Origin of the sequence: Streptomyces sp. A2-16 (assembly GCF_018128905.1) — a bacterium.
Taxonomy (GTDB): Bacteria; Actinomycetota; Actinomycetes; order Streptomycetales; family Streptomycetaceae; genus Streptomyces.
The window spans coordinates 6,984,996-7,011,723 of the sequence record NZ_CP063808.1; the positions used below are offsets into that span (position 1 = coordinate 6,984,996).

Consider the following 26,728-nt stretch of genomic DNA (forward strand, 5'->3'; position numbering starts at 1 on the left):
ATGCGAAGTCGAGCGGAGTGGCGAATTGGGGGACATCCGTGTCCGAAGAACCGGGCAGTGAGCGACTGATCGCGGGCCGCTACCGTCTCCTGTCGCCGCTCGGCGAGGGCGGCATGGGAACCGTGTGGCGGGCCCGTGACGAGGTGCTGCACCGCGAGGTCGCCGTCAAGGAGGTGCGCGCGCCGCACGGACTGGCGACCCACGAGGTCGACCGGATGTACGCCCGTCTCGAACGGGAGGCGTGGGCGGCGGCGCGGGTCGCCAACCGCAATGTAGTGACCGTGTACGACGTGGCCACCGAGGACGGCCGGCCGTGGATCGTCATGGAGCTGGTGCGCGGCATCTCGCTCGCCGAACTGCTGGACGCGGAGGGTCCGCTCAGCCCGCAGCGCACCGCGCACATCGGCGCCGAGGTGCTCTCCGCGCTGCGGGCCGCGCACGAGGCCGGGGTCCTGCACCGGGACGTGAAGCCGGCGAACGTCCTGCTGTCGAACGACGGCCGGGTGGTGCTCACCGACTTCGGCATCGCCCAGGTGGAGGGCAGTTCGGCGCTCACGATGACCGGCGAGGTCATCGGCTCGCCCGAGTTCCTCGCCCCGGAGCGGGCGCTCGGCCGCACCCCGGGCCCGGAGTCCGACCTGTGGTCGCTGGGCGTGCTGCTGTACGCCGCCGTCGAGGGCAACTCCCCCTTCCGGCAGAACACCCCGCTGAGCACCCTGCGCGCGATCGTGGACGAGGAGCTGCCGCCGCCGTACCGCGCCGGTCCGCTCACGCCGGTGATCGAGGGGCTGCTGCGCAAGGATCCGGCCCAGCGGCTGCCGGCCGAGCGGGCCGAGCAGGAGCTGCGGATCATCGGGGCCGGTGGCACGCCCCGGGCGGACGCCGTGCAGGCGGGGCCGTACGCCCCGACCGTCGCGGCACCCTTCCCGCAGGAGCCGCCGACCGCCCCGTACCGGCCCGCTCCCACGCCGGTCTCCACCCCCACCACGGATTCCCGGCCCCCGGACCGCAACCGCCGCGCCGCCGCCTTCCTGGTCGTGGGCGTGGTGGTCCTGGCGCTGGCGATCGCGGGGCTGACGTACGCGCTGCTGAACCGTGACAACGGCGACAAGGGCGGGGAGACGGCCAAGGACAGCGGCCCGGCGGTGAGTTCTCCCGCGTCGCCGACCAAGACCGACGAGACCGGTGAGCCGACCCCGTCCCCGAGCGAGAGCAAGACGACGAGCGCGCCCCCGCCGCAGTCGGTGGCCGTGGCGCTGTCGGGCTCGAACACCGACTACGAGGGCAGCTGTCCGCCGGACAGGTCCGCGGCGCCCAGCTTCACGGCCACACTGACGGTCGGCCGGCTCCCGGCGACGGTGACCTACCGCTGGGTGTCGAAGAACGGCTCGGTGAACGGCAACTGGAAGACGCTCACGTTCCCGGCCGGTGGCGGGAAGACTCAGGAGGACAGGCGGTTCGTCACCACGCAGGACGACAGCGGGACGTTCCAGGACACCATCAGCGTGGAGGTCCGCGAGCCCGTGGAGAAGACGTCCAACTCGGTGCCCTTCTCGCTGACCTGCGTGACGGAGACCCCGACCGGCACCGGCGAGGCCTCCCCCACTGCGTCCCCGTGAGGGGGGATCAGGCCGCGCTGTTCAGGGCCGGGAGGTAGCCGCCGGACTGGCCGGCCGCGGTCGGGTGGTAGGACTCGCCGATGTTGAGCAGGTTGAGGCTGTGCAGCCAGGCGCTGCCGGAGCACAGTTCGTGGCCGGTGAAGGTGCCGCGGACGTCGGCCCAGGTGAAGCCGTGGTTCGCGGCGCGCTTGGCGATCGCGGTGTCGAGGTAGTCGGCGGCACCGTTGATCGCCTTCCGCTTGGTCTCGGAGAGACCGAGGCAGGTGGTGCCGAGCTTGTAGAAGCGGGGGTAACCGAGGACGACCACATGGGCGTTGGGGGCCCTGCTGCTGATCGCCGAGTAGACGTTGTCGAGTTGGCCCGGGAGGGTGGAGTCGACGTACGCCTTCGCGGTGTTGATCCGGGACAGGCAGGAGCTGTCGGACTGGAGCACACAGGTGGTCATGACGTCGGCGAAGCCGGCGTCGTTGCCTCCGATGCTGATGGAGACGAGAGCGGTGGCGGAGCTGAGCGGGGTCAGCTGGTTCGCCAGAACATCACCCGTACGAGCGCCCGAGCAAGCCGTGAACGCGAACGACGAGGGTGAGTTGGCGGCCGCCCAGAGGTAGGGGTAGGCCTTCGTGCTGCGCTTGCAGTCGCCGCTTGAACCGATGTAGCCGGCCGAGCCGACGCCCGAGGAATACGAGTCGCCCAGGGCCACGTAGGGGCCTTCGGCGGCGTGGGCGGTGCCTGTCCCGGTGAGGACGGCGGCGAGGGCGAGGAGGAGCGAGCCGACGTACGCGGCAAATCGGGAACGTCTCATGGAACCTCCCTTTAGCAGGATCTCTGCCACAACCGTCGTAGCAAGCACACGAATCGACGGGAAGTGTCCATGCCAAAATCACCAATGATTTCGTGGACATGACAGGTTTGTTGACTCCCCCTCAACTCCCTTGTTCTACCCCCGTAGATGGCCCAGCCTTTACCCCAGCCGAGAGCGGAACGCGACGCTCCCGGTCGTGTACGCGATCACGCGCACACCCCCCACGGACGCGCGCCCGACCCAGGCACGCGTCGCCCATGAGGAGGACTCCCTCGTAATGGCACAACTGCGTAGCAAGAAGCTCCGGTTCGCCGCGACAACCATCCTGGCGACCACCGCCCTCGTCGGCGGACTCACCGCTCTGCCCGCCACGGCCGCCCCGGCCGAGGGCAGGGTCCTCGCCGCCGGCTCCCCCACGGCCGTCAAGGACAGCTACATCGTCACCCTGAAGAAGAACGCGGGCTTCACGTCCTCGTCCAGCAAGGGCAAGGGGCTCATCAAGGAGTACGGCGGGACGGTCGGGAAGACCTTCCGTTCCGCGCTCAACGGCTACACCGCCACGCTCTCCGCGACCGAGGCGAGGAGACTCGCCGCGGACCCGTCGGTGGCCTCCGTGGAGCAGGACCAGACCGTCCGACTGGCCGACACCACGCAGTCCAGCGCCCCTTGGGGCCTGGACCGCATAGACCAGACCGCCCTCCCGCTCTCCGGCACGTACACCTACCCCGACACCGCGGGCAGCGGCGTCACGGCGTACGTCATCGACACCGGCGTCCGCATCACCCACAGCCAGATCAGCGGCCGCGCCTCCTACGGCTACGACGCCGTCGACGGCGACACCACCGCCTCCGACGGCAACGGCCACGGCACCCATGTGGCCACCACGATCGCGGGCTCCACCTACGGCGTCGCCAAGAAGGCGAAGGTCGTGGCGGTGCGCGTGCTCGACAACGCCGGCTCCGGCACCACCGCGGGCGTCATCGCGGGCATCGACTGGGTCACCGCCAACCACTCCGGTCCCTCGGTCGCCAACATGTCGCTCGGCGGCGGCGCGTCCACCACCCTGGACACCGCGGTCAGGAACTCCATCGCGAGCGGCGTCACCTACGCCGTCGCGGCCGGCAACAGCAGCGCCAACGCCTCCTCCTACTCCCCGGCCCGCGTCACCGAGGCGATCACCGTCGGCGCCACCACCAGCACCGACGCCCGGGCCAGTTACTCCAACTACGGCTCGGTCCTGGACATCTTCGCGCCCGGCTCCTCGATCACGGCGGGCTGGTACACCAGCGACACCGCGACCAACACCATCTCCGGTACGTCGATGGCGACCCCGCACGTCGCGGGCGCGGCCGCGGTCTACCTCGCCGGCCACACCTCGGCCACCCCGGCGCAGGTCGCCACGGCCCTGGTGGGCGGGGCCACGTCGAACGCGGTCACCAGCCCCGGCACCGGCTCGCCCAACAAGCTCCTGAAGCTCGTCCCGTAGGACCCGAACAGGTGGCCCCCGGAGGTGTCCCACACCTTCGGGGGCCCACATCCGTGTCCAAGTCCGTACCAGTCGGCCTTGACGGCTCCTATGGCACTGCGCGACATTGAAGCCCGGCATCCGGCGCTTTCTGGGGGGAAACGTCGCTCATGCACACCACACGCACATCTTCGACCGCGCCCGGCAGAGACCTGACGCCGCTGCTCGCGGGCGCCGCGACCGCCGTGGGGGGACTGGGCGCGCTGCTGGCGCTCACCGGTTCCGACTCACCGCTGCGCGCCCCGCTCACGCTCTTCTTCCTGCTCGCGGCGCCCGCCGCCGGTATCGCCGCCGCCCTGCGCGGCTTCGATCCGTTCGCCCGGGTGCTGACCTCGCTGGCCGGGTCGGTCGTCCTCAACATGCTGGTGGCCCAGGGCATGCTGGCCACGCACCGCTGGTCGGCGCGCGGCGGTGTCGTGGCGATGGCCGTGATCAGCGCCCTCATTCTCCTGCTGGTGCTGATGCGGCGACGCCGCACGGCGAAGGGCCGGGACCTCTGACGTGGACATCAGCGTGTACCGCCCCGGCGAGCTGAGCGCGGCCGACCGGGTGGCGTGGACGGCCCTGCAGTCCAAGGCGCATCTCCAGGGTTCACCGGGGCTCGCGAACCCTTTCCTGTCCCCCGAGTTCGCGCTCGCGGTGGGCCGGTGCAGGCGGGGTGTGCGGATCGCCGTCGTACGGGAGCAGGGCGAGCCCGCCGCGTTCCTCCCCTTCCAGCGGACCGCCGTGGGTGTCGGCCGGGCCGTCGGCCTCGGCATCTCGGACGCCCAGGGACTGGTGCACCGGCCCGGATTCACCTGGGACGCGCGGGAGTTGCTGCGCGCCTGCGGGCTCGCCGTCTGGGAGTTCGATCATCTGGTGGAGGGTCAGGGGCCGTTCGAGGAGGCGGCCTCAGCCCGGTTCGCCTCCCCGGTCATGGACGTCGACCAGGGGTACGAGACCTATCTGGCCGGACTGCGGGAGCGCTCACCGAAGTTCACCCGCACCACGCTCGCCAAGGAGCGCCGGCTGGCCCGCACGGCGGGCGAGGTGCGCTACGTCCACGACGAGCGCGACCCGGCCGCCCTGCGCACCCTGATGGGCTGGAAGTCCGCCCAGTACCGCAGGACCGGTCGCAGCGACCGCTTCGCGCACGAGTGGATCACCCGGCTGGTGGAGCAGCTGTTCCACACCCGCTCCGAGCCGTTCGCCGGGATCCTCTCGGTGCTGTACGCCGGCGGGAAGCCGGTCGCCGCCCACTTCGGGCTGCGCACCGAACGCGTCCTCGCGTGCTGGTTCCCGGCGTACGACCCGCAGTACGCGAAGTACTCCCCGGGCCTGATCCTGCATCTGCGCATGGCCGAGGCGGCCGCCGCCGACGGCGTCGCGTACCTCGATCTGGGCCGGGGACAGAAGGAGTACAAGGACTCCCTGAAGACACGGGAACTGACCGTGTCGGAGGGGTGGGTGACCCGCCGGCACCCGGTCGCGGTCGGACACCGCGTCCGCCGGGTTCCGGTGCGGGCACTGCGCAACGCCGTAGTGGCACGACCGGAGCTGTTCGCACCCGCCGACAGGCTGTTGAAGAAAGCGGGAAAGATCCGCTCCGGCGTGACTGTAACGGTCAAACCAACAAAAACGTGAGGCCTCGTTCCAGGTCTTGCCATACGGGTCCAATCGTCAATACCGTCATACATCACACCCGCATCGTCCCGTCATCGAGCGGCTCTAGGGGAGGGCTCAAGGACCGCGACGGTGGGTGCGGGGCGCGGTAGGGGGGTGCCGTGCTCGGTGACCGCACTTGTGACCGAGTCGTGCCGCGCAACCGGCTGTCGTTTCTCGGAAAAAGCACAGCACGACGGCGGTCGGCCAGCTTTTGCCAGCTCACCCGGCACGTACGGAGATTCCTTCCGGCATGCCGCGAGTGAGAACCCCCCTTTCGAACCGGAGCAACAAGCCGGACCGCCCAGGGGCGGGCGGTCCACCGGACGAGAGGGAACCAGACTCATGAGTTCAGTTCTGCGCCCGGCGGCTGCGGGCCAGGATGTGCCGACAGCCAGCCAGTACCGGCCGATCTCCACTCATCTGGCCATTGCGCCACCGGTGAGTGTGGTCATACCCGCCATGAACGAGGCGGAGAACCTTCCGTACGTCTTCAAGACCCTGCCCGACTGGATCCACGAAGTGGTTCTGGTGGACGGCAACTCCACGGACGACACCGTCGCGGTGGCCCGTGAGCTGTGGCCCGAGGTCAAGGTCGTGAAGCAGCACGGCAAGGGCAAGGGGGATGCCCTGATCACCGGGTTCGAGGCCTGCACCGGTGACATCGTCGTCATGATCGACGCTGACGGCTCGGCCGACGGCAACGAAATCGTCTCCTACGTCTCCGCCCTGGTCTCGGGCGCGGACTTCGCCAAGGGGTCCCGCTTCGCCAACGGCGGCGGCACCGACGACATGACCTTCATCCGCAAGCTCGGCAACTGGGCGCTGTGCACCATCGTCAACCGCAAGTTCGGCGCCCGCTACACGGATCTCTGCTACGGCTACAACGCCTTCTGGCGGCACTGCCTCGACAAGATCGACCTCGACTGCACGGGCTTCGAGGTGGAGACCCTGATGAACATCCGGGTCGTCAAGGCGGGTCTGAAGGTGCAGGAGATACCGAGCTACGAGTACCTGCGCATCCACGGCGCCAGCAACCTGCGGGCGGTCCGGGACGGTTTCCGGGTGCTCAAGGTGATCCTCGGGGAGCGGTCCAACCGGCGTGCGCTGCGCCGCCGCGCCCACCACTCTCCGCTGCTCGACTCGCGCCGGGGAGAGGTGTCTTGAGCGATCCCGACATCTCCGTCGTGATCTGCGTGTACACCGAGGACCGCTGGGAGGACATCCTCGCGGCGGTCGCCTCGGTGCGGACGCAGTCGTACCCGGCCCTGGAGACGCTGCTGGTCGTCGACCACAACGCGGCGCTCCTGGACCGGCTGACCAAGGAGTACAAGGAGGTGCGGGAGGTCCGCGTGTTCGCCAACGCGGGCCCCCGTGGCCTGTCCGCGGGCCGCAACACGGGGATCGCCGCCTCGCGCGGCGAGGTGGTCGCCTTCCTGGACGACGACGCCGTCGCCGAGCGGGACTGGCTGCGGCACTTCGCCTCGGGGTACGCCGACCCGCACGTCATGGCGGTCGGCGGCCGTACGGTGCCCATCTGGGCGTCCGGCCGCCGTCCCGCCTGGTTCCCCGAGGAGTTCGACTGGGTGGTGGGCTGCACCTACAGGGGCATCCCGTCCGGCCTGGTCCGGGTGCGCAACGTCCTCGGCGGCAACGCGTCCTTCCGGCGCAGCGCCTTCGACGCCGCAGGCGGCTTCGCCACCGGGATCGGACGGGACGGCGACAAGCGCCCGCTGGGCTGCGAGGAGACGGAGCTGTGCATCCGGCTGAGCCGGGCCAGACCGGACGCCATCCTGCTGATCGACGACCGGGCGGTGATCCACCACCGGGTGCCCGAGGCGCGCGAGCACTTCGGGTACTTCCGCACCCGCGCGTACGCGGAGGGCCTGTCGAAGGCGCTCGTGGCCCGAAGTGTGGGCGCCGACAAGGGACTTGAGTCGGAGCGCCGGTACACCACCCGGGTGCTGCCCGCCGGGGTCGTACGCGGGCTGCGGGACGCCGCCCTGGCCCGGCCGGGCGGTGCGGGCCGGGCGGGCGCGATCGTCGCCGGAGTGCTGACGGCCGCCGGTGGGTACGTCGTGGGCACCGTCCGGGCGCGGCGAGGAGGAGCCACGTTCCGGGTCGTCGACATCGAGGGGGAGAGAGATGGCTGAGGCGCCCGTACCGATCCTCATGTACCACGCGGTCGCGACCGACCCGAACGACGCCACCCGCGTGCTGTCGGTGTCCCCCGAGTCCTTCGCCCGGCAGATGGAGCTGATCGCGGAGTCGGGGCTCACGCCGATCAGGACCGCTGATCTCGCGGCCCGTTGGCGCGACGGCCGCCCGCTGCCCGAGCGGCCCGTCCTGATCACCTTCGACGACGGCTACGAGGGAGTCCACCGCCACGCGCTGCCCGTGCTCGCCAAGCACGGCTTCACGGCCACGGTGTTCGTCTCCACCGGCTGGATCAAGGGGCCGTACGACACGGGCGGCGGCCTGGACACCATGCTGGACTGGGACCAGGTCCGCGAACTCGCCGCGGCGGACGTCGAGATCGGCGGCCACACCCACACGCACCCGCAGCTCGACCAGCTCGACGACACCGCGCTGCGGCACGAGCTGATCCACTCCAAGGAGATCGTCACCGACGAACTCGGCACTGTCCCGCTCTCGCTCGCCTACCCGTACGGCTACTCCAGCCGGCGGGTGCGCGAGGCGGTGCGGGAGACGGGGTACGGCCAGGCGCTCGCCGTGAACAACGGCCTCGCGCGTCGGCGGCAGGGGCCGTACGCGCTGACGCGGCTGACCGTGCGCCGCTCCACCACGGCCGAGGAGTTCGAGCGGCTCGTCCAGGGCCGGGCGATCGCCCGGAGCTTCGCCAGGGACCGTGCCCTCACCAAGGGGTACGCGTTGGTCCGAAGAGCACGACAGGTCCGCCGGAAGGTCTCCCGTTCCCGTGTCTGACACGACGACCACGACCGAGCCCGAGTCGACCGCGGCCAAGGCGCCCGAGCAGTCGGGGCGCCGTCTTCGGCTGCCCGGACTGGGCCGACGCGCGGGCGGCGGCAACCAGCTGTTCCGCAACGCCTACGCCCTGATGCTCAACACCGGTATCTCCGCGGTGCTGGGCCTCGGCTTCTGGCTGGCCGCCGCCCGCTACTACTCCGAGTCGGCGGTCGGCCAGGGCTCCGCCGCGATCGCCGCGATGAAACTGCTGGCGGGCCTGACCGCGGTGACCCTGACCGGGGCGCTGGCCCGCTTCATACCGGTCGCGGGCCGGGCCACCGGCCGCCTCATCGCCCGTACGTACGCGGGCAGTTCGGTGATCGTGGCGGTCGCCGCGGTCGTCTTCCTGCTCACCCTGGACATGTGGGGGCCGTCGTACCGGTTCCTGCACGGACCGGTCAACGGCCTCGGCTTCGTCGCCGCCGTCGTCGCCTGGAACGTGCTCACCCTCCAGGACGGCGTGCTGACCGGGCTGCGCAGCGCGCTGTGGGTGCCGGTGGGCAACACCGTGTTCTCCGCGGTCAAGCTGGGACTGCTGGTCGCCTTCGCGGTGGCGATCCCGACGGCCGGTGTCTTCGTGTCGTGGGTCGCGGCGATCGCCGTCTCCGTGCTGCCGCTGGGCTGGCTGGTGTTCCGGCGGCTGGCGCCACGCCATGTGGAGGCCACGGAGGACCATGCGAAGCCGCCGTCCTTCAGGGAGATCGGGCGTTTCCTCGCGGGCGACTACACCGGCTCGCTGTTCTCGCTCGCCGTGGTGTATCTGGTCCCGGTCATCGTGGCCTCCCAGGTCAGCGCCCAGGACAACGCGTACTTCTACATCACCACGACGATCGGCGGCACCTGCAACCTGCTCGCCATCAACATGGGCGCCTCCCTGACCGTGGAGGGCTCCCACGACCCGGGGCGGCTGGCCGCCAACACCCGTGCCGCGCTGAAGCGGATGGCGCGGATCATGCTGCCGGTGGCCGGGATCCTGTTCTTCGGGGCGCCCTGGATCCTCGGCGTGTTCGGGTCGGGCTACGCGGACGCGGCCACCCCGCTGCTGCGCTGGTTCGCCGTCGGCGCCGTGCTCCGGGTCGTCATGGAGACCTACTTCGCGGTGCTGCGCGCACAGAGCCGCACCTCCGGACTCGCCTGGCTGCAGGGCCTGTTGTGCGCCCTGGTACTCGGTCTGACCCTGCTGCTCCTGCCCCGCATGGGGCTCACCGGGGCGGGCGTCGCCGAGATCTCCTCGCTCGCGGTGATCGTCGCGATCGCCGCGCCCAAGCTGTACCGGACGATCCGGCACGCACCGGCCGCCGAGGTCCCCGCGGGTGCGGCTCCCGACGGCGACCTCGCCGACCTCGGGGCCCGCGAGGTACCGGCCGGCCGCACCCGGCGCCCCGGCTGGGCGCTCGACCAGGACACCCTCGCGCTGGGCATCCACGTCGACTTCGACCACCAGGAGCGCCGTCCGGACGTGCGGCCGGGCCCCGGCACCCCGCCCACCGGCACCCCGGTGGCCGGCGTGACGCGCGACCGCCCCACGTGGGCGCTCCAGAAGCTGCCGGAGGTCGGGCTGCCGGTGGAGATGGGGGTCCCCCCGCTCGAGCGAATTCGAGAGTGGGGGAGCGAACCGGGCTCCGACTCCTCCGTGGGCCCGTCGGAGCCCGAGGTGGACGCGCCGTTCGAGGTGGCCTTCGACGCGGGCAAGGAGATCGGCGTACCGGAGGAGTCCGCCGTACCGGATGAGCCCGCCGTACCGGAGGAGGTGTCCGGGCCCGCGGAGCCGCCGCCCCTCTCCTTGCGGGAGCGGCTGCAGCCCACCTGGCTCGGGGTGTTCCTCGGCGGCCTGCTGGCCGTCGCCCTGCTCCTGTACTGGGTGCCGGCGCTGGGCCTGGGCGAGGCCGACCTGGACCGGATGGGCGGGCTCGGGCTGATCTCGATCCTGCCGCTGCCCACGCTGGTCGGCGCGGCCCTCCTGGTCGTGGTCTTCGCCTCGCTGCTCTGGCTGGGCCGCGAGCACAAGGCGCTGCTGCTGCTCACCCTGGTGGCGACGGTGGTCTCGCTGCACGCGCTGCCCGCGGTGATCGAGACCGAGCCGCGGTTCGCGACGGCCTGGCAGCACCTCGGGTTCATCGACTACATCGACCGGACCGGCTCCGCGGTGCCCGACCTGGACGCCCGCTGGAGCTGGCCGGGCTTCTTCGCGGTGGCCGCGTTCGTCGGCAAGGCCTGCGGGGTCACGGACTTCACCGAGGTCATCCGCTGGTGGCCGACGGCGATCCAACTCGCCTACCTGGTACCGATGTTCCTGCTGGTACGGCACATGCGGGCGAGTTGGCGGGCCAAGTGGACCGGCATCTGGATCTTCGTGCTCAGCGGCTGGGTCGGCCAGGACTACTTCTCCCCGCAGGGCTTCACCTATCTGCTGTACCTGGTGTTCGTGGCGGTCCTGCTCGTCTGGTTCCGCGCCCCGCGTGTGATCTGGACGAAGCGGCGGCCCGGCGAGGCGGAGGTCGAACCGACGAACCGCCGGCAACGGGCCGTGCTGCTATCGGTGGTGATCGGCCTGTTCGCGGCGAGCGTGCCCGCACACCAGCTCACCCCGTTCGTGATGCTCGGTGTGCTCGCGGCGCTCGTCCTGATCGGCCGCAGCGAACTGCGCGGTCTGCCGGTCCTGTTCGCCGTCATGGTGACCGCCTGGATCGGCTGGATGGCCGAGCCGTACTGGTCGGGACACTTCGACGACCTGTTCGGCGGGGTCGGCGGGGTCGGCGGCAACGTCTCCTCGTCGGTCTCCGGCCGTATCGAGGGCGGCAGTTCGACGCACAAGCTGGTCCTGTACGTGCGTGTGCTGCTGGCCGGCGGGGTCATGGCGCTCGCCTGCTACGGCTGGTGGCGACGCCGCGAGCACAAGTACCGGGAAGCCGCGCTGCTCGTCCTCACCTTCGTGCCGTTCCTCGGCTTCGGCATGCAGTCGTACGGCGGCGAAATGGCGCTGCGCGTCTTCATGTTCGCCCTGCCGGGCGCCGGCCTGCTCGCCGCGCTGGCGCTCTTCCCGCGCACCGGGGTCACCGCGAAGGAGCGGGAGAAGGACCGGGTGAGCCTCGCTCCGGTGGCCGCACTGATGGCGGGGCTGCTGCTCATCGGCGGTTTCCTGGTGGCCCGTTGGGGCAACGAGCCGTTCGAGCGGATCCAGCCCGGCGAGGTCGCCGCCATGGACTACGTGTACGCCCACGACGATCCGACGGTCCGGGTGCTGTGGCTGTCCAACGACACGGTGAACAACGTGACGCCGGCGATGCCGTGGGGCGCGAAGGACATGGAGAAGGTGTCCTACGTGCCGACCCTGGCACCGACCGACCCGGTGCTGGTGTCCGGGCTGGTGAAGTCGCTGAAGGACGCGGGCCCGAACTCGTATCTGATGGTCAACGTCAGCCAGGTCACGTATCTGCGACTGGACGTGGGCTATTCGAGGACGTGGGAGCCGCGGCTGCTCGACAACCTCGACAGCCGCAAGGAGCTCAAGCGGGTCCTGACCAACGACGACGTGACCATGTACGCGCTGCGGGACCAGCCCGCCGGGAAGGTCCCCAAGGCCGACCCGGGGCCGATCGGGCCGCAGGTGACCTGGACGCCCTGGTCGGTGGTGGGGGCGCTGGCCGCGCTGGCGCTGATCCTGCTGCTCTCGGCCCGTGAGGTGGTACGGGTCGCGGTGCGGCCGAGTGTGCGCCAGTTGCGGTGGCTGCAGAGCAGCTTCTGGTTCTCGCTGCCGCTGCTCGCGGTGTTCCTGGCGGCCCTGGTGCAGCGGTTCCTGACGATGAAGTGATGCCCTTCGGAGGTCAAGTGGCTCAGCGGGTGAGCCACTTGACCTCGTAGGCCCCCATCTCGAACCGCTTCCCGTCGATCTCAGCGCTGATCTGCCGATTCAGGGTGTTCACCACCAGAACGGTCCTGTCGGTGGCCAGGACCCGGACGTTGGGCACGTCGTCGGCGGCGACGGAGACGTTCTCGTACGTGCTCCCCGGCGCGAATGCCTTGCTGAACCGGCTCAGCAGGTCGAACATCGGCAGCTTCCGCCCCCCGCTCCCGTTGTCCGTCGGCGTCCAGAGGCAGCCCGCGCAGGCCGTGCCCTTCTCGTTCTCCGGGTTCCAGTAGAGGGCGGACGTGGTGCCGCCCTTGGCCAGCGCGATCATTCCGGCGGCCTGCACCGCGACCCGGCGGTCCTCGGACCAGCCCTCGCGTTCGTCCCTGCTGTCGGCGGGCTCGACGTAGTACTCGGCCCACCACAGCGGCAGGTTCCCGGTCTGCTGCCGCACCCACCGGCTCACCGCGGTGAACTTGTCGGTGGCCGCGAACTCGTTCGGCAGCAGCTCGTCGTCGTTGGTGTAGCTGGAGCCGTCCACGACCACGAAGTCGGCGCCGGCCTTGTTCCTGTTCCAGTAGTCGAACGCGTCGAGGATCCGCTGGTCCATCGCGCCCCAGGGGCCCTTGAAGGTGCTGGAGGCGTCCTCGGAGCGCGGGTCGACGCTGTCCATCACGAGATACGGCCCACCCACCATGATCTTGGGGTTGACCTTCTTCAGCGCCTTGTAGACCAGGTTGTAGAGCTGGGTGTAGCCCTCGTAGTCCCAGCGGGCCTTCGCGTCGTTCCAGAAGCCCTTGAACTCGTTCCAGACGATGAAGTGGCGTACGTCCGGGTAGCGCTTGGCGACGGTCGCGGCGAGCGCCGCGTAGTCCTTGAAGTGCGCGGGCTCCGGCGCGGTCTCCAGTGACGCCTTGCTCCAGTCGGTGTTGCCGACGCCCGCCTCGCCGCCCTTCATCCAGTCCGGCGCGCAGCACAGGGTCACGATCGGCGTGGAGCCGGAGGCGCGGATGAAGTCGATGCGCCGGTCCAGGTCCTCGAAGTCGTAACGCCCCTTGACCGGCTCGGGGTTGTCGGCGCCCCAGCCCATGATGTGCTGGTTCTGCGGAAGCCCGCCGGTGTCGGCCAGCATTCCCTCCACGCGCTCGGTGGCCGCGGAGCTGCCCTCGTCGGCGCTGAACTGGGTGTGCGTGAAGCCCCAGCCGACGTCCGGGGTGTCCGCGTCCGGTGTGCTCGTCGGTGTGCCGTGGACCTTGTCGCCGTTGCGCGAGGTGCCGTCGGTGCCCGCACCGCCGCCCGGAAGCGTGTTGAGGAGGGTCACGATCAGCGCAAGGGCCACCGCTCCCACCCCGAGCAGAGCGGTGAGCCGCCACCGCCGTGCCCCCGAATACCACTCATGACGTCCCATCGGGGGCAACGGTATCCGCGAACACGCCTGTGCGGGCAGATGCCGGAGATGCACAGCCTTGTAACAGGAGTTAGCGGACAGACCGGACGGAGGCGACACGATCCGTCCACTCCGGAAACCGGGTGCGTATGGGGGCCTCGTGCCGGATCATGGGCCGCATGTCTGCGAACCCACACGACGCGCTGCCGATCCGGCTCAACGTCGACGACAGCGACTCGCCGTCCGACGTCGTCGACGCGCTGTTCCTCGGCCGCTTCGCGACGGGCGAGCAGCCGTACTCCCACGCGGCCAACATCGACCGGGTCCGCACCGGGGCCACGCTCCTCCCGGCGGGCGCGCGGGTGCTGCGGGTCGCCCGCGACGACGACCGCAGCGCCACTCTCGCCGAGGGCGACGGCTGGACCCTGCTGATCTCCCGCTGGAACCGCGGCGCCGACGTCACCGTCACGGCGACCGACCCCGAGCTGGCCAAGAAGGTCCTCGACCAGGCCACCGACGGCGCGGCGGACGAGCCGGAACCCCAGCCGGAGAACGTGACGATGGGCTTCTGGTACGTCTCCCCCAGGCGCGGCCCGCACCGCACGACCCGGCAGATCTCGGCGGGCACCTGGGACGAGGTCCGGGAGAACTACACGGCGCCGGTCGCGGACGCGATGGACCGCCTGATGAAGACGACCCCGGAGGACATCGCGGGCCGTCTGCTGCTGCTCCACGGCCCGCCCGGCACGGGCAAGACCTCCGCCCTGCGCACCCTGGCCCGCTCCTGGCGGGACTGGTGCCAGGTGGACTGCGTCCTGGACCCCGAGCGGCTGTTCTCCGACGTCGGCTACCTGATGGACATCGCGATCGGCGAGGAGGACTCGACGGGCAAGGGCCGCTGGCGGCTGCTGCTCCTGGAGGACTGCGACGAGCTGATCCGCGGCGAGGCGAAGCACACGGCGGGCCAGGCGCTGTCACGCCTGCTGAATCTCACCGACGGTCTGCTGGGCCAGGGACGCAACGTCCTGGTCGGCGTCACCACCAACGAGGACCTGGAGCGCCTGCACCCCGCCGTGGTCCGCCCCGGCCGCTGTCTGGCCCGGATCGAGGTGGGCCCGCTGACCCGCCGCGAGGCGGTGGGCTGGCTCGGCGCCGAGGAGGGCGTGGGCCGGGAGGGGGCCACCCTTGCGGAGCTGTACGCACTGCGCCGGGGGACGTCGCCGACGGCGGTGCCGGAGCCGCGGCCCGGGGCGGACGCGGGGCTCTACCTGTAGTGCTTTGATGGATGAATGGCCCTGTTCGTCGGCACGTCGGGGTGGCAGTACAAGGACTGGCGGGACGTCCTCTACCCCGTCGGCGTTCCCGTGCGGTCGTGGCTCGAGGAGTACGCGGCGCACTTCCCGACGGTCGAGATCAACAACGCCTTCTACCGGCTGCCGAGCCGGGAGACCTTCGAGGCGTGGCGGGAGCGGGTGCCGGCGGACTTCGTGGTGGCGGTGAAGGCGAGCCGGTACCTGACCCACATCAAGCGGCTCAAGGACCCCGAGGAGCCGGTGCACCGCCTGATGGGCCACGCGGAGGGGCTGGGCGGCCGGCTGGGCCCGGTGCTGCTGCAACTGCCCCCGACCCTGCGCGCCGACCCGGAACTGCTGGACGCCTGCCTGGCCTGCTTCCCGTCGTCGGCCCGGGTCGCGGTGGAACCGCGCCACGAGTCCTGGTGGACGCCGAAGACCCGCGAGGTGCTGGAGAACCGCGGCGCGGCCCTGTGCTGGGCCGACGTCCGCGCCCGCCCGGTGACCCCGCTGTGGCGCACCGCCGACTGGGGGTACGTCCGCTTCCACGAGGGCCGCGCACGGGCCTGGCCGCACTACGGCAGGCGGTCGCTGGAGACCTGGGCCGAGCGGATCGGGCAGACCTGGGCCGGGGACGAGGACGTGTACGCGTACTTCAACAACGACCCGAACGGGGCCGCCGTACGGAACGCCAAGACGTTCACCGCTCTTTCCCGGCCCGCCCCGTGAGCCCGACCGCGGGCCTCAGCCCTGCCCGTAGGCCGCCCGCAGCGCGTCCCGTACGGCCGCCAGGGCGTCCTTCTCCGTGAGTCCCAGCCGCCGGGCCCGCTCGACGTAGGCCTGGGCGGCCGACGCCAGTTCCCGTTCCGCGGCCGAGCCGGCGGCGGCCACGAACGTGCCGTTGCGGCCCCGCGTCTCGATCACCCCGTCGCTCTCCAGCGCCCGGTACGCCTTGGCGACGGTGTTCGCGGCGAGCCCGAGCGACTCGGCGAGCCCCCGCACGGTCGGCAGCCGGTACCCCACGGGGAGCACCCCCGCCCGCGCCTGCTCGGAGATCTGCACCCGCACCTGCTCGTACGGCGGCGCACTGTCGTCGATGTGGATCTTCAAGGTCACGAGCCGATTGTCCCGCACCCACCGGAAAATGAGAGGCACGTGTACGGGCCCCCACGTAACGTGCGCCTTCATGACCGTGATCGTGCGCGACCTGCGCCCCCGGGACCCGGCCGACGTGGAGAGCTTCGCCCACGTCCGCCATCTGGCCCTTCCGTTCATGCTCTGGACCCCGGCCGGTGTGCTGCACCGCCTCGTCCACACCCACCCGGACGCCCACTACCGCTCCCTCGTGGCCGAGGAGGACGGCGAGGTGATCGGCACGGCCCAGATCGGCCTCGCCGAGGACAGCCAGGAGCCCGGCCACGGCTACCTCAACATCTACGTACGCCCGGACCGCACCCGGCGCGGCGCCGGCGACCTTCTCGTCCGCACCGCCGAGGAGCACCTGGCGGCGCACGGTGCGACCAAGCTGTACTCCTGGGTCCTCGACGAGCCGCAGAACCGCGCTTTCGCCGAACGGCACGGCTACCGGCCCACGCGACCCGCCCACTTCCTCCGCCTGGACCTAACGAAGGCCACGCTGCCCCCGCTCCAGTCCCCTCCTCCGGGCGTCGAACTGCGCACGGCCGCCGACTTCGCGGACGACCCGCGCCCCTTCTACGAGCTGGACGCGGAGACCACCGTGGACGAACCGAGCGACGGGGACGCCACCTTCACGGGCTACGAGACCTGGATCGAGGAGAACTGGAAACACCCGCTCCTCGACCGCGCCCTGACCACGATCGCCCTCGTCGACGGCCGCCCCGCCGCCTTCAGCGCCGTCCACACCGACGGCGCCGGCCGCTACGCCACCGCCATGACGGGCACCGCCCGCGCCTTCCGGGGCCGCGGTCTGGCCAAGCTCGCCAAGAACGCCTCCCTGCACCGCGCCCGCGCCGCGGGATTCACGGAGGCCCTCACGGGCAACGACGCCACCAACGAACCCATGCTCGCGATCAACAAGTGGTTCGGCTACGAGATCCGCGCCACGGAGGTACGCCATGTCCGCGAACTCACCTGAGCCCGTCCTGCGTGTGGACGTCGTCCTGCTCAAGGCGGGCCGCACGAAGATCCGTTACGAGGCCGAGGTCCTCGGTGACGACGGCACCCGCGTCACGGTCCGCGCTCCCTGGGCCGGAGAGGGCGTCCGCGACTTCGGCTTCGTCCGCTTCGAGCCCGGCGACGTGTTCACCGAGCACTACTGGCGCGACCGCTGGTACGCCGTCAAGGAGGTCCGCACGGCCGACGGCACCCTGAAGGGCTGGTACTGCGACATCACCCGCCCGGCGACGCTCGACGGCCCCGAACTGGTCGTGGAGGACCTGGACCTCGACCTGTGGGTCTCGGCGGACGGCACGGAGGTGCTCCGCCTGGACGAGGACGAGTTCGAGGAGAGCGGCCTGAGGGAGAGCGACCCGGAGGCGGCGTCGGCGGCATGGGCAGCGCTGATCGAACTGGAGCAACGGACGCAACCCGGGGGCGCGGGGAACTTCCCACCCCTCTAGTCGCTCCTCACCGTCACCGCGTACCGCTCGTCGTCCACGTCCTTCCCCCACAACAGGGAATCCCCCGAGAGCCGCTCGACCAGCACACGTCCCCCGAGCGGCTCCGCCAAGCCGCTCACCACGTCCGCCGGTATCCCGAACGCCCCCCACACCCCCTCCACCAGCACCAGCCGCCCACCCGGCCGCAACAGCCCCCACCACCGCCGCAGCACGCGCCCGGGATCCGGCAGGGCCCACAGCACATGCCGTACGAGGACGACGTCGAACCGCTGCTCCCCCACCGGCGGCACCGCGGCGTCACCGACGAGGAACACCGCGTCACGCCCGGCGAGCTTCGCGCGGGCCAGCTCCACCATGGCCGGAGAGCGATCCACCCCGGTCACCCGGTGTCCCTGCTCGGCCGCGAGGAGCGACAGGCTCCCGGTCCCGCACCCGAGGTCGAGGACGTCGGACGCTCTCTCCGGCAGCCACCCCCGCAGCCGCTCGGCCCAGGCGGAGCGCACCTCCGGGTCCCGCAACCCGTGGTCCGGCTCCTCGTCGAAGGACGCCGCCTCGGCGTCCCAGTCCACGTCCGAAGCCCCACCCCTGCCGTCACTGTTCTGCGTCATGCACCCAAGAGTGACACCCGCCACTGACAGTCGAATCGTGACAGCGGCCACTGACAGACCGGTGACCGATGAGGAACTCTCCCCCAAAGGGTCTACCTCCGTGAGAACGCGGAACTCGGTAGACGCTCGAGGAGGCAGCCATGCGCCGTACCACCGTGCAGAAGCCCCTGAAGAGGACTGACGCCCGCCGGATCCGCGAGGAGGCCGACGCGCGCCCCGCGGGACGACCCGAGGTCCGCAAGGACATCGCGCGGACCTGGTGGCCCGACGGCTGACGGCGGCAGGCATGCTCCGTGTCAGACCAGTCGCTTGCGGTAGTGGACGCGGTCATAGGGCCCGTCCACACGCCGTTCCACGACCTCATAACCGAACTTCGGATAGATCTCCTGGTTCTCCCACATCATCGCGTTGGTGCAGAGCCTGACCTCGGGCAGCCGCAGCGCACGCGCGTGTGCCTCGACGAACCGCAGCAGCCGTCCGCCCACGCCCTGTCCCTGGGCGTCGGGGCGGACGGCGATGTTGTCGAGGTACAGATGGTCCGCGTGCTCCTCGACCACCACGAGCCCGACCACCGGGTCGCCCGTCACGAACACCTGCCCCGCGGCCACGTTCGCCGCGTGGTCCCGCTCCATGGGCTGCGGCACCCGTCCGATGCGCTCGATGTAGTGCTCGTACGCCGCGTCGGTCACGGCTTTCACGGCGGGCACGTCGGCCTCGCCCGCGGGTCGGATCTCCTGGTTCGTCATGCGCGCACGCTACCTACCTGATCTCCGTCTCAGCGCTTCCTTAAGAGGGTCATAAAGATCGTCACCGACCCTCACAAGCTGGGGATTTCACGGTTTCTTTGATCCGGCACCCATCAGTACCGGTTCCGAGGAGATCCCCCATGCCCGCACGCCGCAAGGCCGCAACCGTCGTCGCCGGCCTGACCCCGCTCGCCCTGACCGCCCTGGCCGCCGCGCCCGCGGTCGCGCACGGCTCGATGGCCGACCCGGTGAGCCGGGTCGCGCAGTGCTACGCGGAGGGCCCCGAGAGCCCGAAGTCGCAGGCGTGCCGGGCCGCGGTCGCGGCTGGGGGTACCCCCTCTGGGGGAGGCACCCAGGCGCTCTACGACTGGAACGGCATCCGCATCGGTGACGCGAACGGCCGGCACCAGGAGCTGATCCCGGACGGCAGGCTGTGCAGCGCGAACAACGACGAGTTCAAGGGGCTCGACCTGGCCCGCGCCGACTGGCCGGCGACGAGCGTGCGCAGCGGGTCGTACACCTTCAAGTACCGCGTGACAGCCCCGCACAAGGGCACCTTCACGGTGTACCTCACCAAGCCGGGCTACGACCCGACACAGCCGCTGGCCTGGGACGACCTGGACCTGTCGCACCCGGTCGCGACCGCCACCGACCCGGTCGCCTCGGGCGGCTTCTACACGTTCTCCGGCACGCTCCCGGAGCGCTCCGGCAAGCAGCTGCTGTACGCCGTCTGGCAGCGTTCGGACAGCCCGGAGGCGTTCTACTCCTGCTCGGACGTGACGTTCGGCGGCGGCTCCGGTGGCTCCAGTGGCTCCGGTGGCACGGCGGGCGGTTCGGCCCCGGCGCCGAGCGCCTCCGCGCCCTCCGAGGAGCAGATCGAGGACGGCACCGACCGGTCGACGGTGGAACATCACGGGCACGGTGACGACGACGCCGGTACGTCGGCGGAGCCGGTGGCCGAGGCGGCGAGCGTTCCGGCCAACGACGTGAAGGCGGCGGGCACTTCGCAGCACCTCGCCGAGACGGGTGGGGACAGCAGCACGTCGTATCTCGCGATGGGCGGCGCCGCCATGCTCGCGGTCGGCGCCGCGATCCTGTTCGGCTCGGTGCGCCGGCGCGCGGTGACCGGCGGCGGACGGCAGGGCCGCTGACCGAATGAACTCCGGGGCCTGACCGGCGGCTCAGGCCGGACAGGCCCCGGCCGTGCTCAACTCAGCGCCGAAGCGCAGGTGGTGGCGGTGGCGTGGGCCGGGTCGAGGGCGTTGGCCACCTCGTGGAAGGCGATCCGGTCGAACAGCCCGATGGCCGCGTGTTCGGAGAGGTCGAGCGGACACAGGTCCTGCAGCAGGACGTTGCGCACGTCCGCCCCGCTGAGGAACTGGCTCCGGTACGGCGTGACGACCTCGTCGTACTTGGTGGCGAGGACGGTGTACTTGACGCCGGGGACGGTGTCGCCGCCCTCGTTGAGCTTGGTGAGGAAGGGCGAGCCGACGACCTGGTCGGCGAGGGCGGGCGTGTGGGTGGTGAGCAGGTCCTGGATGCCCGGGAACCAGGGCAGCAGGTTGGTGATGCCGGACAGGGTGGTGCCGTGGTTGTCGGGCGCGATGCCGACGAGGGCGTTCACCTTGGCGGCTCCGCCGAGGAACTTGAGGTAGTAGCGGGGCATCAGGCCGCCCTGGGAGTGACCGACGAGGTCGGTCTCGGGGGCGCCGGTGGCGGCGAGCACCTTGTCGACGAAGGTCTTCAACTGCTCCGCGGACTTGTCGATGGGGCCGAGGCCGTGGAAGAGGGGCACGCCGGGCAGCTGGCCGTAGTCGAAGGAGAAGACGCAGTAGTCGCGGTTCTCCAGGTAGGGGGCGAGGGCCAGCCAGTTGTCCACGGAGTTCGCGAAGGTGCCGTGGACGAGGACGACGGGGCGGGGGTGGGCGGCGGAGGGCTTGCAGGAGTAGTCGTTCCAGCCGCTGCTCGGGGCATCGGCGGCCTGGGCGACTCCGGCGGCGGGGACGACGGCGACCGCGGCGGTCAGGAGCAGGGCGGCGAGGGGTCTGAGCAGTCGTTTCCAGGGCAGCATCGGGTGATCTCCTTGCGGCTCAAGGGAGTTGCGATGGCCTTACGCCCTGTGACCCGGATCACGAGGATGCTGTTCAATTCGAAAGTTACGGACGAGTAGTGCACTTGTGAAGTTACGCGTGAGTAAAAACTTCCAGCGGTAACCGCGTCGGACGTACCTGCTGATGAACCGTCACCAGGCGGGCCTGATGGGACCATAGGGAGCGATTCGCCCCAATCGGTCGCACAACGCGCGCACTTCACTCTCACCGAGTACATCGGTCCACCCCTGCACGGCCTCCGCCGCGGCCTCCTCCGCCGCTCGGGTGCAGGCCCACCCCCGCTCGGTCAGCACGACGAGCCGGGCCCGGGCGTCACCGGGGTGCGGGCGCCGCTCGGCGTACCCCTTGCGCACGATCTCGTCGACCAGCTGGCTCGCCGCCTGCTTGGTCACCCCGAGATGCCCGGCGAGCTCGGTGACCGTGGCCCCGTCCGGCGCGAGCCTCGTGAACGCGAAACCCCAGGCGGGCCGCGCCTCGAACCCCCGGGCGACCACCCCGTCGTTGATGCGCTGGGTCAGATCACCGGCGGCGGCGAGCAGGGCGGCGGCCAGGGCGAGGGCTTCAGAGTTCTGCACCCAGGCATTGAAACACCCTTGACGAATTGGTCAAGCAGCTTGACCATGGAGACATATAGTCAAGCTGCTTGACCATTTCTGACTCGGAGGTCCCGCATGCCCGTAGTCCGCTCGTCCGAAGCCGTCACCCACGAGATCCACGGCGCCCGTTTCGTCTCGTACGCCACTCCCCTCAGCGGCGCCAAGGAGCTCTGCGCCTGGCGCGGTGAGATCCCCGCGGGGACGAAGGCACCCGCTCACACCGTCAACCGCGAGGAGATCTTCCATCTGCTCATCGGCGAGCTCCTGGTCACCCTCGACGGCTCCGGCCATCGGATCACCGCGGGCGACACGGTAATCGTCAATCCCGGGGTGACCTTCGCCGTAGAGAACCCCACCGATCACACCGCCCTCACCTGGGTCACCACCTCCATCGGCCTGGAGGCGGAACTGGCCGACGGCACCCGCATCACTCCCCCGTGGGCCAACTGACCCCTACGCCGCCAGCGCCCCCGGCAGCACCGCCAGCGGTCCGAACCGGGCCCGGGCACGGTCCGCGGCCTCCTCGATCCGGCGGAGCTTGTCGTCGGTGGGATCGAAGGCGAGCTGATGGAAGGCCTGCTCGGCGGAGTCGAGGCCCTCGGCGCGCAGGGCGACGGAGCGAACCCGGGCGCGCTGGAGACCGAGCGCCTCGTACATGCCGTAGGCCGCCCTGGTCAGGGCCGCCGAGTGGGCGGTGGGCTCGCCCAGGGTGCGGCTGCGGGTGGTCGCGGTGCGGTCGGCGTAGCGCACGGTGAGGGTCAGGGTGCGGCAGACCTTGTCGAGGGCGCGCAGCCGGGAGCCCAGTTCCTCGGCGGCGGAGAGCAGCGCGCGACGGTGCCGGCCGGGGTCCAACTCGTCGCGGGTGAAGGGGCGTTCGGTGGCCAAGGAGCGGGAGACGCCGTTCGGGACCACCCGGCCGCGGTCCACGCCGTTCGCCTTCTCGTGCAGTTCGCGGCCGGCCTTGGCGCCGACCAGGCGCTGGAGCGTGGACAGGGGTGCGGCGGCGACCCGGCCCAGGGTGTCGAGGCCGTACTCGCACAGGACGCGGGCGGTCGCGGTGCCGACGCCGGGGAGGACGGCGACGGGCCGGTCGGCGAGGAAGTCCGCCACCGCGTTCTCGGGAACCGAACAGGTCACCCCGGAGCGGGCGTCCTTCAGCGCCATGCGGGCCAGCATCGGGCCGGGCCCGGCGCCGATCACGCAGTCGACGCCGTGCAGGGCGAGGGCGCGGACCCGGATCACCGAGGCCAGTTCGAGCGCGTCCCGCTTGAAGTACCGTTCGGCGCCCCGCAGGTCGGCCAGTGCCCGGTCCGGTGGCAGCGCCTCGACGACCGGTGTGAACTCCTCCAGGAGGCCGAGCAGTTCGGGCAGGGCCGCCTCCCGCGTCGGCGGCAGCTGGAAACGTACACAGAGGATGGTCATCCCGCACTCCCCGGACTCTGGTGCCACAACTTCCGTACCTGTGATGCCTCTTGACCCGCCGGTCGTAGATCGGCCCACGGATGCAGTTCGTATCCCGTCGGCATTTGGATTCGCCGGCCGCCGGTCGGATCACCGGCTGCGTCACCGGCCCTTTCCGGCACCGGCTCGGCCAGCCGTGCCGCCACCGCGTCCAGGCCTTCGCCGTCCCGCAGTTCGACCAGTTCGGCGAGGTTCCAGGCGGCCGCGCCCACCACGCTGAGACTGCGTGGTCCGCGCCGCTGCACCACCCCGCGCACCAGCAGCAGCCAGGAGTGGAAGACGGTGTGCGCGCAGGCGTCGTGGGAGTCGTCGAAGAAGGCGAGGTCGACGAGGCCGGTGCCGTCGTCCAGGGTGCTGAAGATGACCCGCTTCCCGGACCGGATCGGCGGTGTCTGGGTGGCCGCCTTGGCCCCCGCGACCAGCACGGCCTCGCCGTGCCGCGCCTCCCGCAGCCGTCGTGCGCTGACCACGCCCAGCTCCGTCAGGAACTCCTGGTGGTCGTCCATCAGATTGCGCGAGACGTCCATCGACAGCACTCCCAGCTCGGCGCTGAGCCTCTCCACGGAGGAAAGGTCGGGCAGCCCGGCCGGGGCCGTCTTGCGCCCGCCGGACAAGGGGAGTTGGGCCCCACGGCCACCGCGTGCGCCCCGGTGCAGCTCGGTCAGATGCAGTTGCAGATCCCGCCGGTTGGCACCGAACGCGTCCAACGCGCCTACCTGGGCCAGCCGTTGGGCCACCGGACGGCTCGGCCGCCCGCGCTCCCAGAAGTCCAGCAGCGAGGAGTACGGTCGGCCCTCGGCGATCCGCGCCGCCTCGGCCTCGCTGATGCCGTGGACGTCGGAGAGGGCCAGCCGCAGCCCCCACACCGAAGGGGATTCAGACACCAGTTCGATCTGATGTGCGACCCCCGACTCGTTCACGTCCAAGGGCAGGATCGACACCCCGCGCCGCCGCGCGTCCGCCAGCAGCAGCCGCTTGGGATACATGCCGGGGTCGTGCGTGAGCAGCCCGGCGTAGAAGGCCGCCGGGTGGTGCGCCTTCAGCCAGGCCGACTGGTACGTCGGCACCGCGAAGGCGACCGCGTGCGCCTTGCAGAAGCCGTACGACCCGAAGGCCTCGACGATCTCCCAGGTCCGCTGAATCGTTTCCGCGCTGTATCCGTTCGCCGCCGCGTGCTGGGCGAACCAGAACCGGATCCGCCCCTGCGACTCCGGGTCGGACAGCCCGCGCCGCACCCGGTCGGCCTCGCCGCGCCCGCACCCGGTCATGATGTCGACGATGTCGATGATCTGCTCGTGGAAGACGACGACCCCGTACGTCTCCCTCAGCGGCGGCTCCAGATCCGGGTGCGGATACCTCACGGGCGCCCGCCCGTGCCGTGCCTCGATGAACGGGCGCACCATGTCGGCGGCGACCGGCCCCGGCCGGAAGAGCGAGATGTCGACGACGAGATCGTGGAAGGTGGCCGGCTGCAGCCGCCCGACCAGGTCCCGCTGACCCGGCGACTCGATCTGGAAGCACCCCAAGGTCTCGGCGGACCGGATGAGTCGATACGTCGCCGGGTCGCCCGGCGGTACGGCGTCCAGGTCGACCCGCTCCCCCGTGGCCCGTGCCACCTCCGCGACCGCGTGCGCCATCGCCGACTGCATCCGCACGCCCAGCACATCGAGCTTGAGCAGCCCGAGATCCTCGACGTCCTCCTTGTCGAACTGCGACATGGGCAGCCCCTCGCCACTGGTCGCCACGACCGGCGTACGGCGGCGCAGGGACGCGTCGGAGAGCAGCACCCCGCACGGATGCATGGCGATCCCGCGGGGAAGCGCGTCGAGAGCCTCGACCAGCTCCCACAGCCTGCCGTACCGCTCCTTCTCTCCCGCGAGTTCCTTGAGTTCGGGCAGCTCGTCCAGCGCCGCGCGGGCGTCCCGGGCCCGGATGTGCGGGAAGGACTTGGCGATGCGGTCGATGTCGGCGGGGTCCATGGACAGGGCCGCCCCCACGTCCCGGACGGCGTGCCGCACCCGGTACGTCTCGGGCATCGCGACGGTGGCCACCCGCTCGGTCCCGAACCGCTCGATGATCGCCCGGTAGACCTCGATGCGGCGCGCGGACTCCACGTCGATGTCGATGTCGGGCAGGACGAGCCGCCGCGTGGACAGGAACCGCTCCATCAGCAGCCCGTGCTCGACGGGATCGGCGTGGGCGATCCCCAGAAGGTGATTGACCAGGGAGCCCGCACCAGAGCCACGGGCGGCCACCCGGATCCCCATGTCCCGTACGTCGTCCACGACCTGAGCGACCGTCAGGAAGTACGAGGCGAAGCCGTGGTGGGCGATGATGTCCAGTTCCTCGTGCATCCGCTCCCAGTACGCGCGCCTGCCCGCGTATCCCTTCAGCACCATCCCGGCCGCCGCCCGTGAGGCCAGTGCCCGCTGGGCGCTGCGCCGGCCCGCGCCGACGAGGTGCGGCTCGGGGAAGTGGACGGTGCCGATCCCGAGGTCGTCCTCGGGGTCGACCAGGCACTCGGCGGCCGTCGCCCGTGTCTGCTCCAGCAGCCGGTGCGCGGTGTCGCGCCGGAAGCCCGCGGCCTCGACGATCCGCTCGGCGGCCGCCAGCATGGCCCCCTCGTCCTTGAGCCAGGCCTCGCCGGAGTCCAGTTCCTTGACGGCGCCGACGGGGACGAGGCGGCGGGCGGAGTCCAGGATGTCGGCGACCGGGCCCTGGCCGGCGTCGGCGTACCGTACGGCGTTGCTGAGCACGGGCCGGACCCGCTGTTCGGCGGCGAATCCGACCGTACGGGCGGCCAGCCGCAGGGAGCCCGGCCCTGTGCCCTTGCGCCCGTGCCAGACGGCTTCGAGCCGCAGGGCGTCGCCGTAGGTCTCCCGCCAGGGAACGAGCAGCCGGGCGGCCCGGTCGGGGCGGCCTGCGGCCAGGGCGCGGCCGACGTCGGAGGCGGGCCCCAGCAGCACGGTCAGCCCGTCCCCCCGGTTCTCGGTCCGGGGCACCAGCGGCGTGCCCTGCTCCTCCTTGCCGGAGTGCGCCACCGTGACCAGGCGGCACAGATCGGCCCAGCCGCGGGCGCCGTCCCGGGCGAGGAAGGTGACCCGGGGAGCCGACTCGTCGACGAAGGCGCCCCCGCGCACGGGAGCACGGCGCCGCTCCTGCCGTTCCTGCCGTACGGGCTCGGCCTCCGCCACGGCCAGCTCCGCCCCGAACAACGGGCGCACCCCCGCCTTCGCACAGGCCTTGGCGAACCGGACCGTACCCGCGAGGGTGTCGCGGTCGGTGAGGGCGAGGGCGTCCATCCCCCGCTCGGAGGCGCGCTCGGCGAGGCGCTCCGGATGCGAGGCGCCGTAGCGCAGGGAGAACCCGGAGACGGTGTGCAGATGAGTGAAGCCAGGCATCCGCACCTCCCGCTCTCGAACATCAGTTCCCTATCGCCTCACCTCCACCATAGACCAAAAACCGAACATGCGTACGATGACGTTCGAGTCACCTCCCACCTGCG

At 71.1% G+C, this 26,728-nt stretch carries 24 protein-coding genes; 15 read left to right on the top strand and 9 right to left on the bottom strand.

The window, feature by feature from the left end; translation table 11 throughout:
* The first annotated feature begins 38 nt into the window (after positions 1–38).
* Complete coding sequence (locus IOD14_RS31375; protein ID WP_212672125.1) at positions 39–1,619, top strand: serine/threonine-protein kinase; 1,581 nt, start codon at positions 39–41, stop codon at positions 1,617–1,619.
* Between the two features lie 7 nt (positions 1,620–1,626).
* Here the strand turns inward: IOD14_RS31375 and IOD14_RS31380 are convergent, their stop codons facing one another.
* Positions 1,627–2,421 carry an SGNH/GDSL hydrolase family protein gene (locus IOD14_RS31380; protein ID WP_123988175.1) on the bottom strand — a complete coding sequence of 265 codons (795 nt, stop codon included), beginning with the start codon at positions 2,419–2,421 and terminating at the stop codon, positions 1,627–1,629.
* 277 nt (positions 2,422–2,698) lie between these two features.
* Here IOD14_RS31380 and IOD14_RS31385 point away from each other — a divergent pair, with 277 nt between their 5' ends.
* The 7 genes from IOD14_RS31385 (at position 2,699) to IOD14_RS31415 (ending at position 12,386) form a co-directional block, all read left to right on the top strand.
* Positions 2,699–3,907 (top strand): S8 family peptidase, encoded by a 1,209-nt coding sequence (locus IOD14_RS31385; protein WP_123988176.1) that lies wholly within the window; start codon positions 2,699–2,701, stop codon positions 3,905–3,907.
* 149 nt (positions 3,908–4,056) lie between these two features.
* The gene (locus IOD14_RS31390; RefSeq protein WP_249126111.1) at positions 4,057–4,446 is read left to right on the top strand and encodes a hypothetical protein; all 390 of its coding nucleotides are present in this window, start codon (positions 4,057–4,059) and stop codon (positions 4,444–4,446) included.
* 1 nt (position 4,447) lies between these two features.
* Positions 4,448–5,569: a GNAT family N-acetyltransferase gene (locus IOD14_RS31395; RefSeq protein WP_212672126.1), complete on the top strand. Its 1,122-nt coding sequence runs from the start codon at positions 4,448–4,450 to the stop codon at positions 5,567–5,569.
* Between the two features lie 363 nt (positions 5,570–5,932).
* On the top strand, positions 5,933–6,754 hold the full coding sequence (locus tag IOD14_RS31400; RefSeq protein ID WP_123988178.1) for a glycosyltransferase family 2 protein: 822 nt from the start codon (positions 5,933–5,935) through the stop codon (positions 6,752–6,754).
* On the top strand, positions 6,751–7,740 hold the full coding sequence (locus IOD14_RS31405; RefSeq protein WP_123988179.1) for a glycosyltransferase family 2 protein: 990 nt from the start codon (positions 6,751–6,753) through the stop codon (positions 7,738–7,740). The genes IOD14_RS31400 and IOD14_RS31405 overlap by 4 nt, the downstream gene beginning before the upstream one ends.
* On the top strand, positions 7,733–8,533 hold the full coding sequence (locus IOD14_RS31410) for a polysaccharide deacetylase family protein (protein WP_123988180.1): 801 nt from the start codon (positions 7,733–7,735) through the stop codon (positions 8,531–8,533). The genes IOD14_RS31405 and IOD14_RS31410 overlap by 8 nt, the downstream gene beginning before the upstream one ends.
* Positions 8,526–12,386 (top strand): polysaccharide biosynthesis C-terminal domain-containing protein, encoded by a 3,861-nt coding sequence (locus IOD14_RS31415; protein WP_212672127.1) that lies wholly within the window; start codon positions 8,526–8,528, stop codon positions 12,384–12,386. The genes IOD14_RS31410 and IOD14_RS31415 overlap by 8 nt, the downstream gene beginning before the upstream one ends.
* A 22-nt stretch (positions 12,387–12,408) precedes the next feature.
* Here the strand turns inward: IOD14_RS31415 and IOD14_RS31420 are convergent, their stop codons facing one another.
* On the bottom strand, positions 12,409–13,830 hold the full coding sequence (locus IOD14_RS31420) for a xylan 1,4-beta-xylosidase (RefSeq protein WP_123988182.1): 1,422 nt from the start codon (positions 13,828–13,830) through the stop codon (positions 12,409–12,411).
* 158 nt (positions 13,831–13,988) lie between these two features.
* Here IOD14_RS31420 and IOD14_RS31425 point away from each other — a divergent pair, with 158 nt between their 5' ends.
* Positions 13,989–15,083 carry a DUF5925 domain-containing protein gene (locus IOD14_RS31425; protein ID WP_212672128.1) on the top strand — a complete coding sequence of 365 codons (1,095 nt, stop codon included), beginning with the start codon at positions 13,989–13,991 and terminating at the stop codon, positions 15,081–15,083.
* Positions 15,084–15,098: 15 nt separating this feature from the next.
* A complete protein-coding gene (locus tag IOD14_RS31430; RefSeq protein ID WP_212672129.1) occupies positions 15,099–15,830 on the top strand; it encodes a DUF72 domain-containing protein in 732 nt (243 codons plus the stop codon).
* 15 nt (positions 15,831–15,845) lie between these two features.
* Here IOD14_RS31430 and IOD14_RS31435 read toward each other — a convergent pair whose 3' ends face one another.
* Positions 15,846–16,217, bottom strand: a complete 372-nt coding sequence (locus IOD14_RS31435) for a GntR family transcriptional regulator (protein WP_212672130.1) — start codon at positions 16,215–16,217, stop codon at positions 15,846–15,848.
* A 70-nt stretch (positions 16,218–16,287) separates the two neighbouring features.
* Between IOD14_RS31435 and IOD14_RS31440 the strand changes: the two genes are divergently transcribed.
* Together IOD14_RS31440 and IOD14_RS31445 are read left to right on the top strand one after the other, a co-directional pair.
* A complete protein-coding gene (locus tag IOD14_RS31440) occupies positions 16,288–17,217 on the top strand; it encodes a GNAT family N-acetyltransferase (RefSeq protein ID WP_212672131.1) in 930 nt (309 codons plus the stop codon).
* A complete protein-coding gene (locus IOD14_RS31445) occupies positions 17,198–17,701 on the top strand; it encodes a DUF402 domain-containing protein (RefSeq protein ID WP_123988187.1) in 504 nt (167 codons plus the stop codon). The genes IOD14_RS31440 and IOD14_RS31445 overlap by 20 nt, the downstream gene beginning before the upstream one ends.
* Here IOD14_RS31445 and IOD14_RS31450 read toward each other — a convergent pair.
* Positions 17,698–18,309: a class I SAM-dependent methyltransferase gene (locus IOD14_RS31450; protein ID WP_212672132.1), complete on the bottom strand. Its 612-nt coding sequence runs from the start codon at positions 18,307–18,309 to the stop codon at positions 17,698–17,700. The two genes, IOD14_RS31445 and IOD14_RS31450, sit on opposite strands and share 4 nt — an antisense overlap.
* A 140-nt stretch (positions 18,310–18,449) precedes the next feature.
* Between IOD14_RS31450 and IOD14_RS44795 the strand changes: the two genes are divergently transcribed.
* Entirely contained in the window at positions 18,450–18,584 is a 135-nt protein-coding gene (locus tag IOD14_RS44795; protein WP_123988189.1) for a hypothetical protein, read from the top strand.
* A 21-nt stretch (positions 18,585–18,605) separates the two neighbouring features.
* Here the strand turns inward: IOD14_RS44795 and IOD14_RS31455 are convergent, their stop codons facing one another.
* On the bottom strand, positions 18,606–19,055 hold the full coding sequence (locus IOD14_RS31455; protein WP_123988190.1) for a GNAT family N-acetyltransferase: 450 nt from the start codon (positions 19,053–19,055) through the stop codon (positions 18,606–18,608).
* A gap of 140 nt (positions 19,056–19,195) precedes the next feature.
* On the opposite strand from IOD14_RS31455, the gene IOD14_RS31460 reads away from it, so the two are divergent.
* Positions 19,196–20,206, top strand: a complete 1,011-nt coding sequence (locus IOD14_RS31460) for a lytic polysaccharide monooxygenase (RefSeq protein ID WP_212672133.1) — start codon at positions 19,196–19,198, stop codon at positions 20,204–20,206.
* Between the two features lie 56 nt (positions 20,207–20,262).
* Here IOD14_RS31460 and IOD14_RS31465 read toward each other — a convergent pair whose 3' ends face one another.
* Positions 20,263–21,126, bottom strand: coding sequence for an alpha/beta fold hydrolase (locus tag IOD14_RS31465; protein ID WP_212672134.1), 864 nt, complete (start codon positions 21,124–21,126; stop codon positions 20,263–20,265).
* A gap of 171 nt (positions 21,127–21,297) precedes the next feature.
* A complete protein-coding gene (locus tag IOD14_RS31470; RefSeq protein ID WP_212672135.1) occupies positions 21,298–21,741 on the bottom strand; it encodes a MarR family winged helix-turn-helix transcriptional regulator in 444 nt (147 codons plus the stop codon).
* Positions 21,742–21,837: 96 nt separating this feature from the next.
* Between IOD14_RS31470 and IOD14_RS31475 the strand changes: the two genes are divergently transcribed.
* Positions 21,838–22,212, top strand: a complete 375-nt coding sequence (locus IOD14_RS31475) for a cupin domain-containing protein (protein ID WP_123988194.1) — start codon at positions 21,838–21,840, stop codon at positions 22,210–22,212.
* A 3-nt stretch (positions 22,213–22,215) separates the two neighbouring features.
* Here IOD14_RS31475 and IOD14_RS31480 read toward each other — a convergent pair whose 3' ends face one another.
* Positions 22,216–23,184 (bottom strand): hypothetical protein, encoded by a 969-nt coding sequence (locus IOD14_RS31480; protein WP_212672136.1) that lies wholly within the window; start codon positions 23,182–23,184, stop codon positions 22,216–22,218.
* Positions 23,181–26,624 carry a DNA polymerase III subunit alpha gene (locus IOD14_RS31485; RefSeq protein WP_212672137.1) on the bottom strand — a complete coding sequence of 1,148 codons (3,444 nt, stop codon included), beginning with the start codon at positions 26,622–26,624 and terminating at the stop codon, positions 23,181–23,183. The genes IOD14_RS31480 and IOD14_RS31485 overlap by 4 nt, the downstream gene beginning before the upstream one ends.
* Positions 26,625–26,728 lie beyond the last annotated feature (104 nt).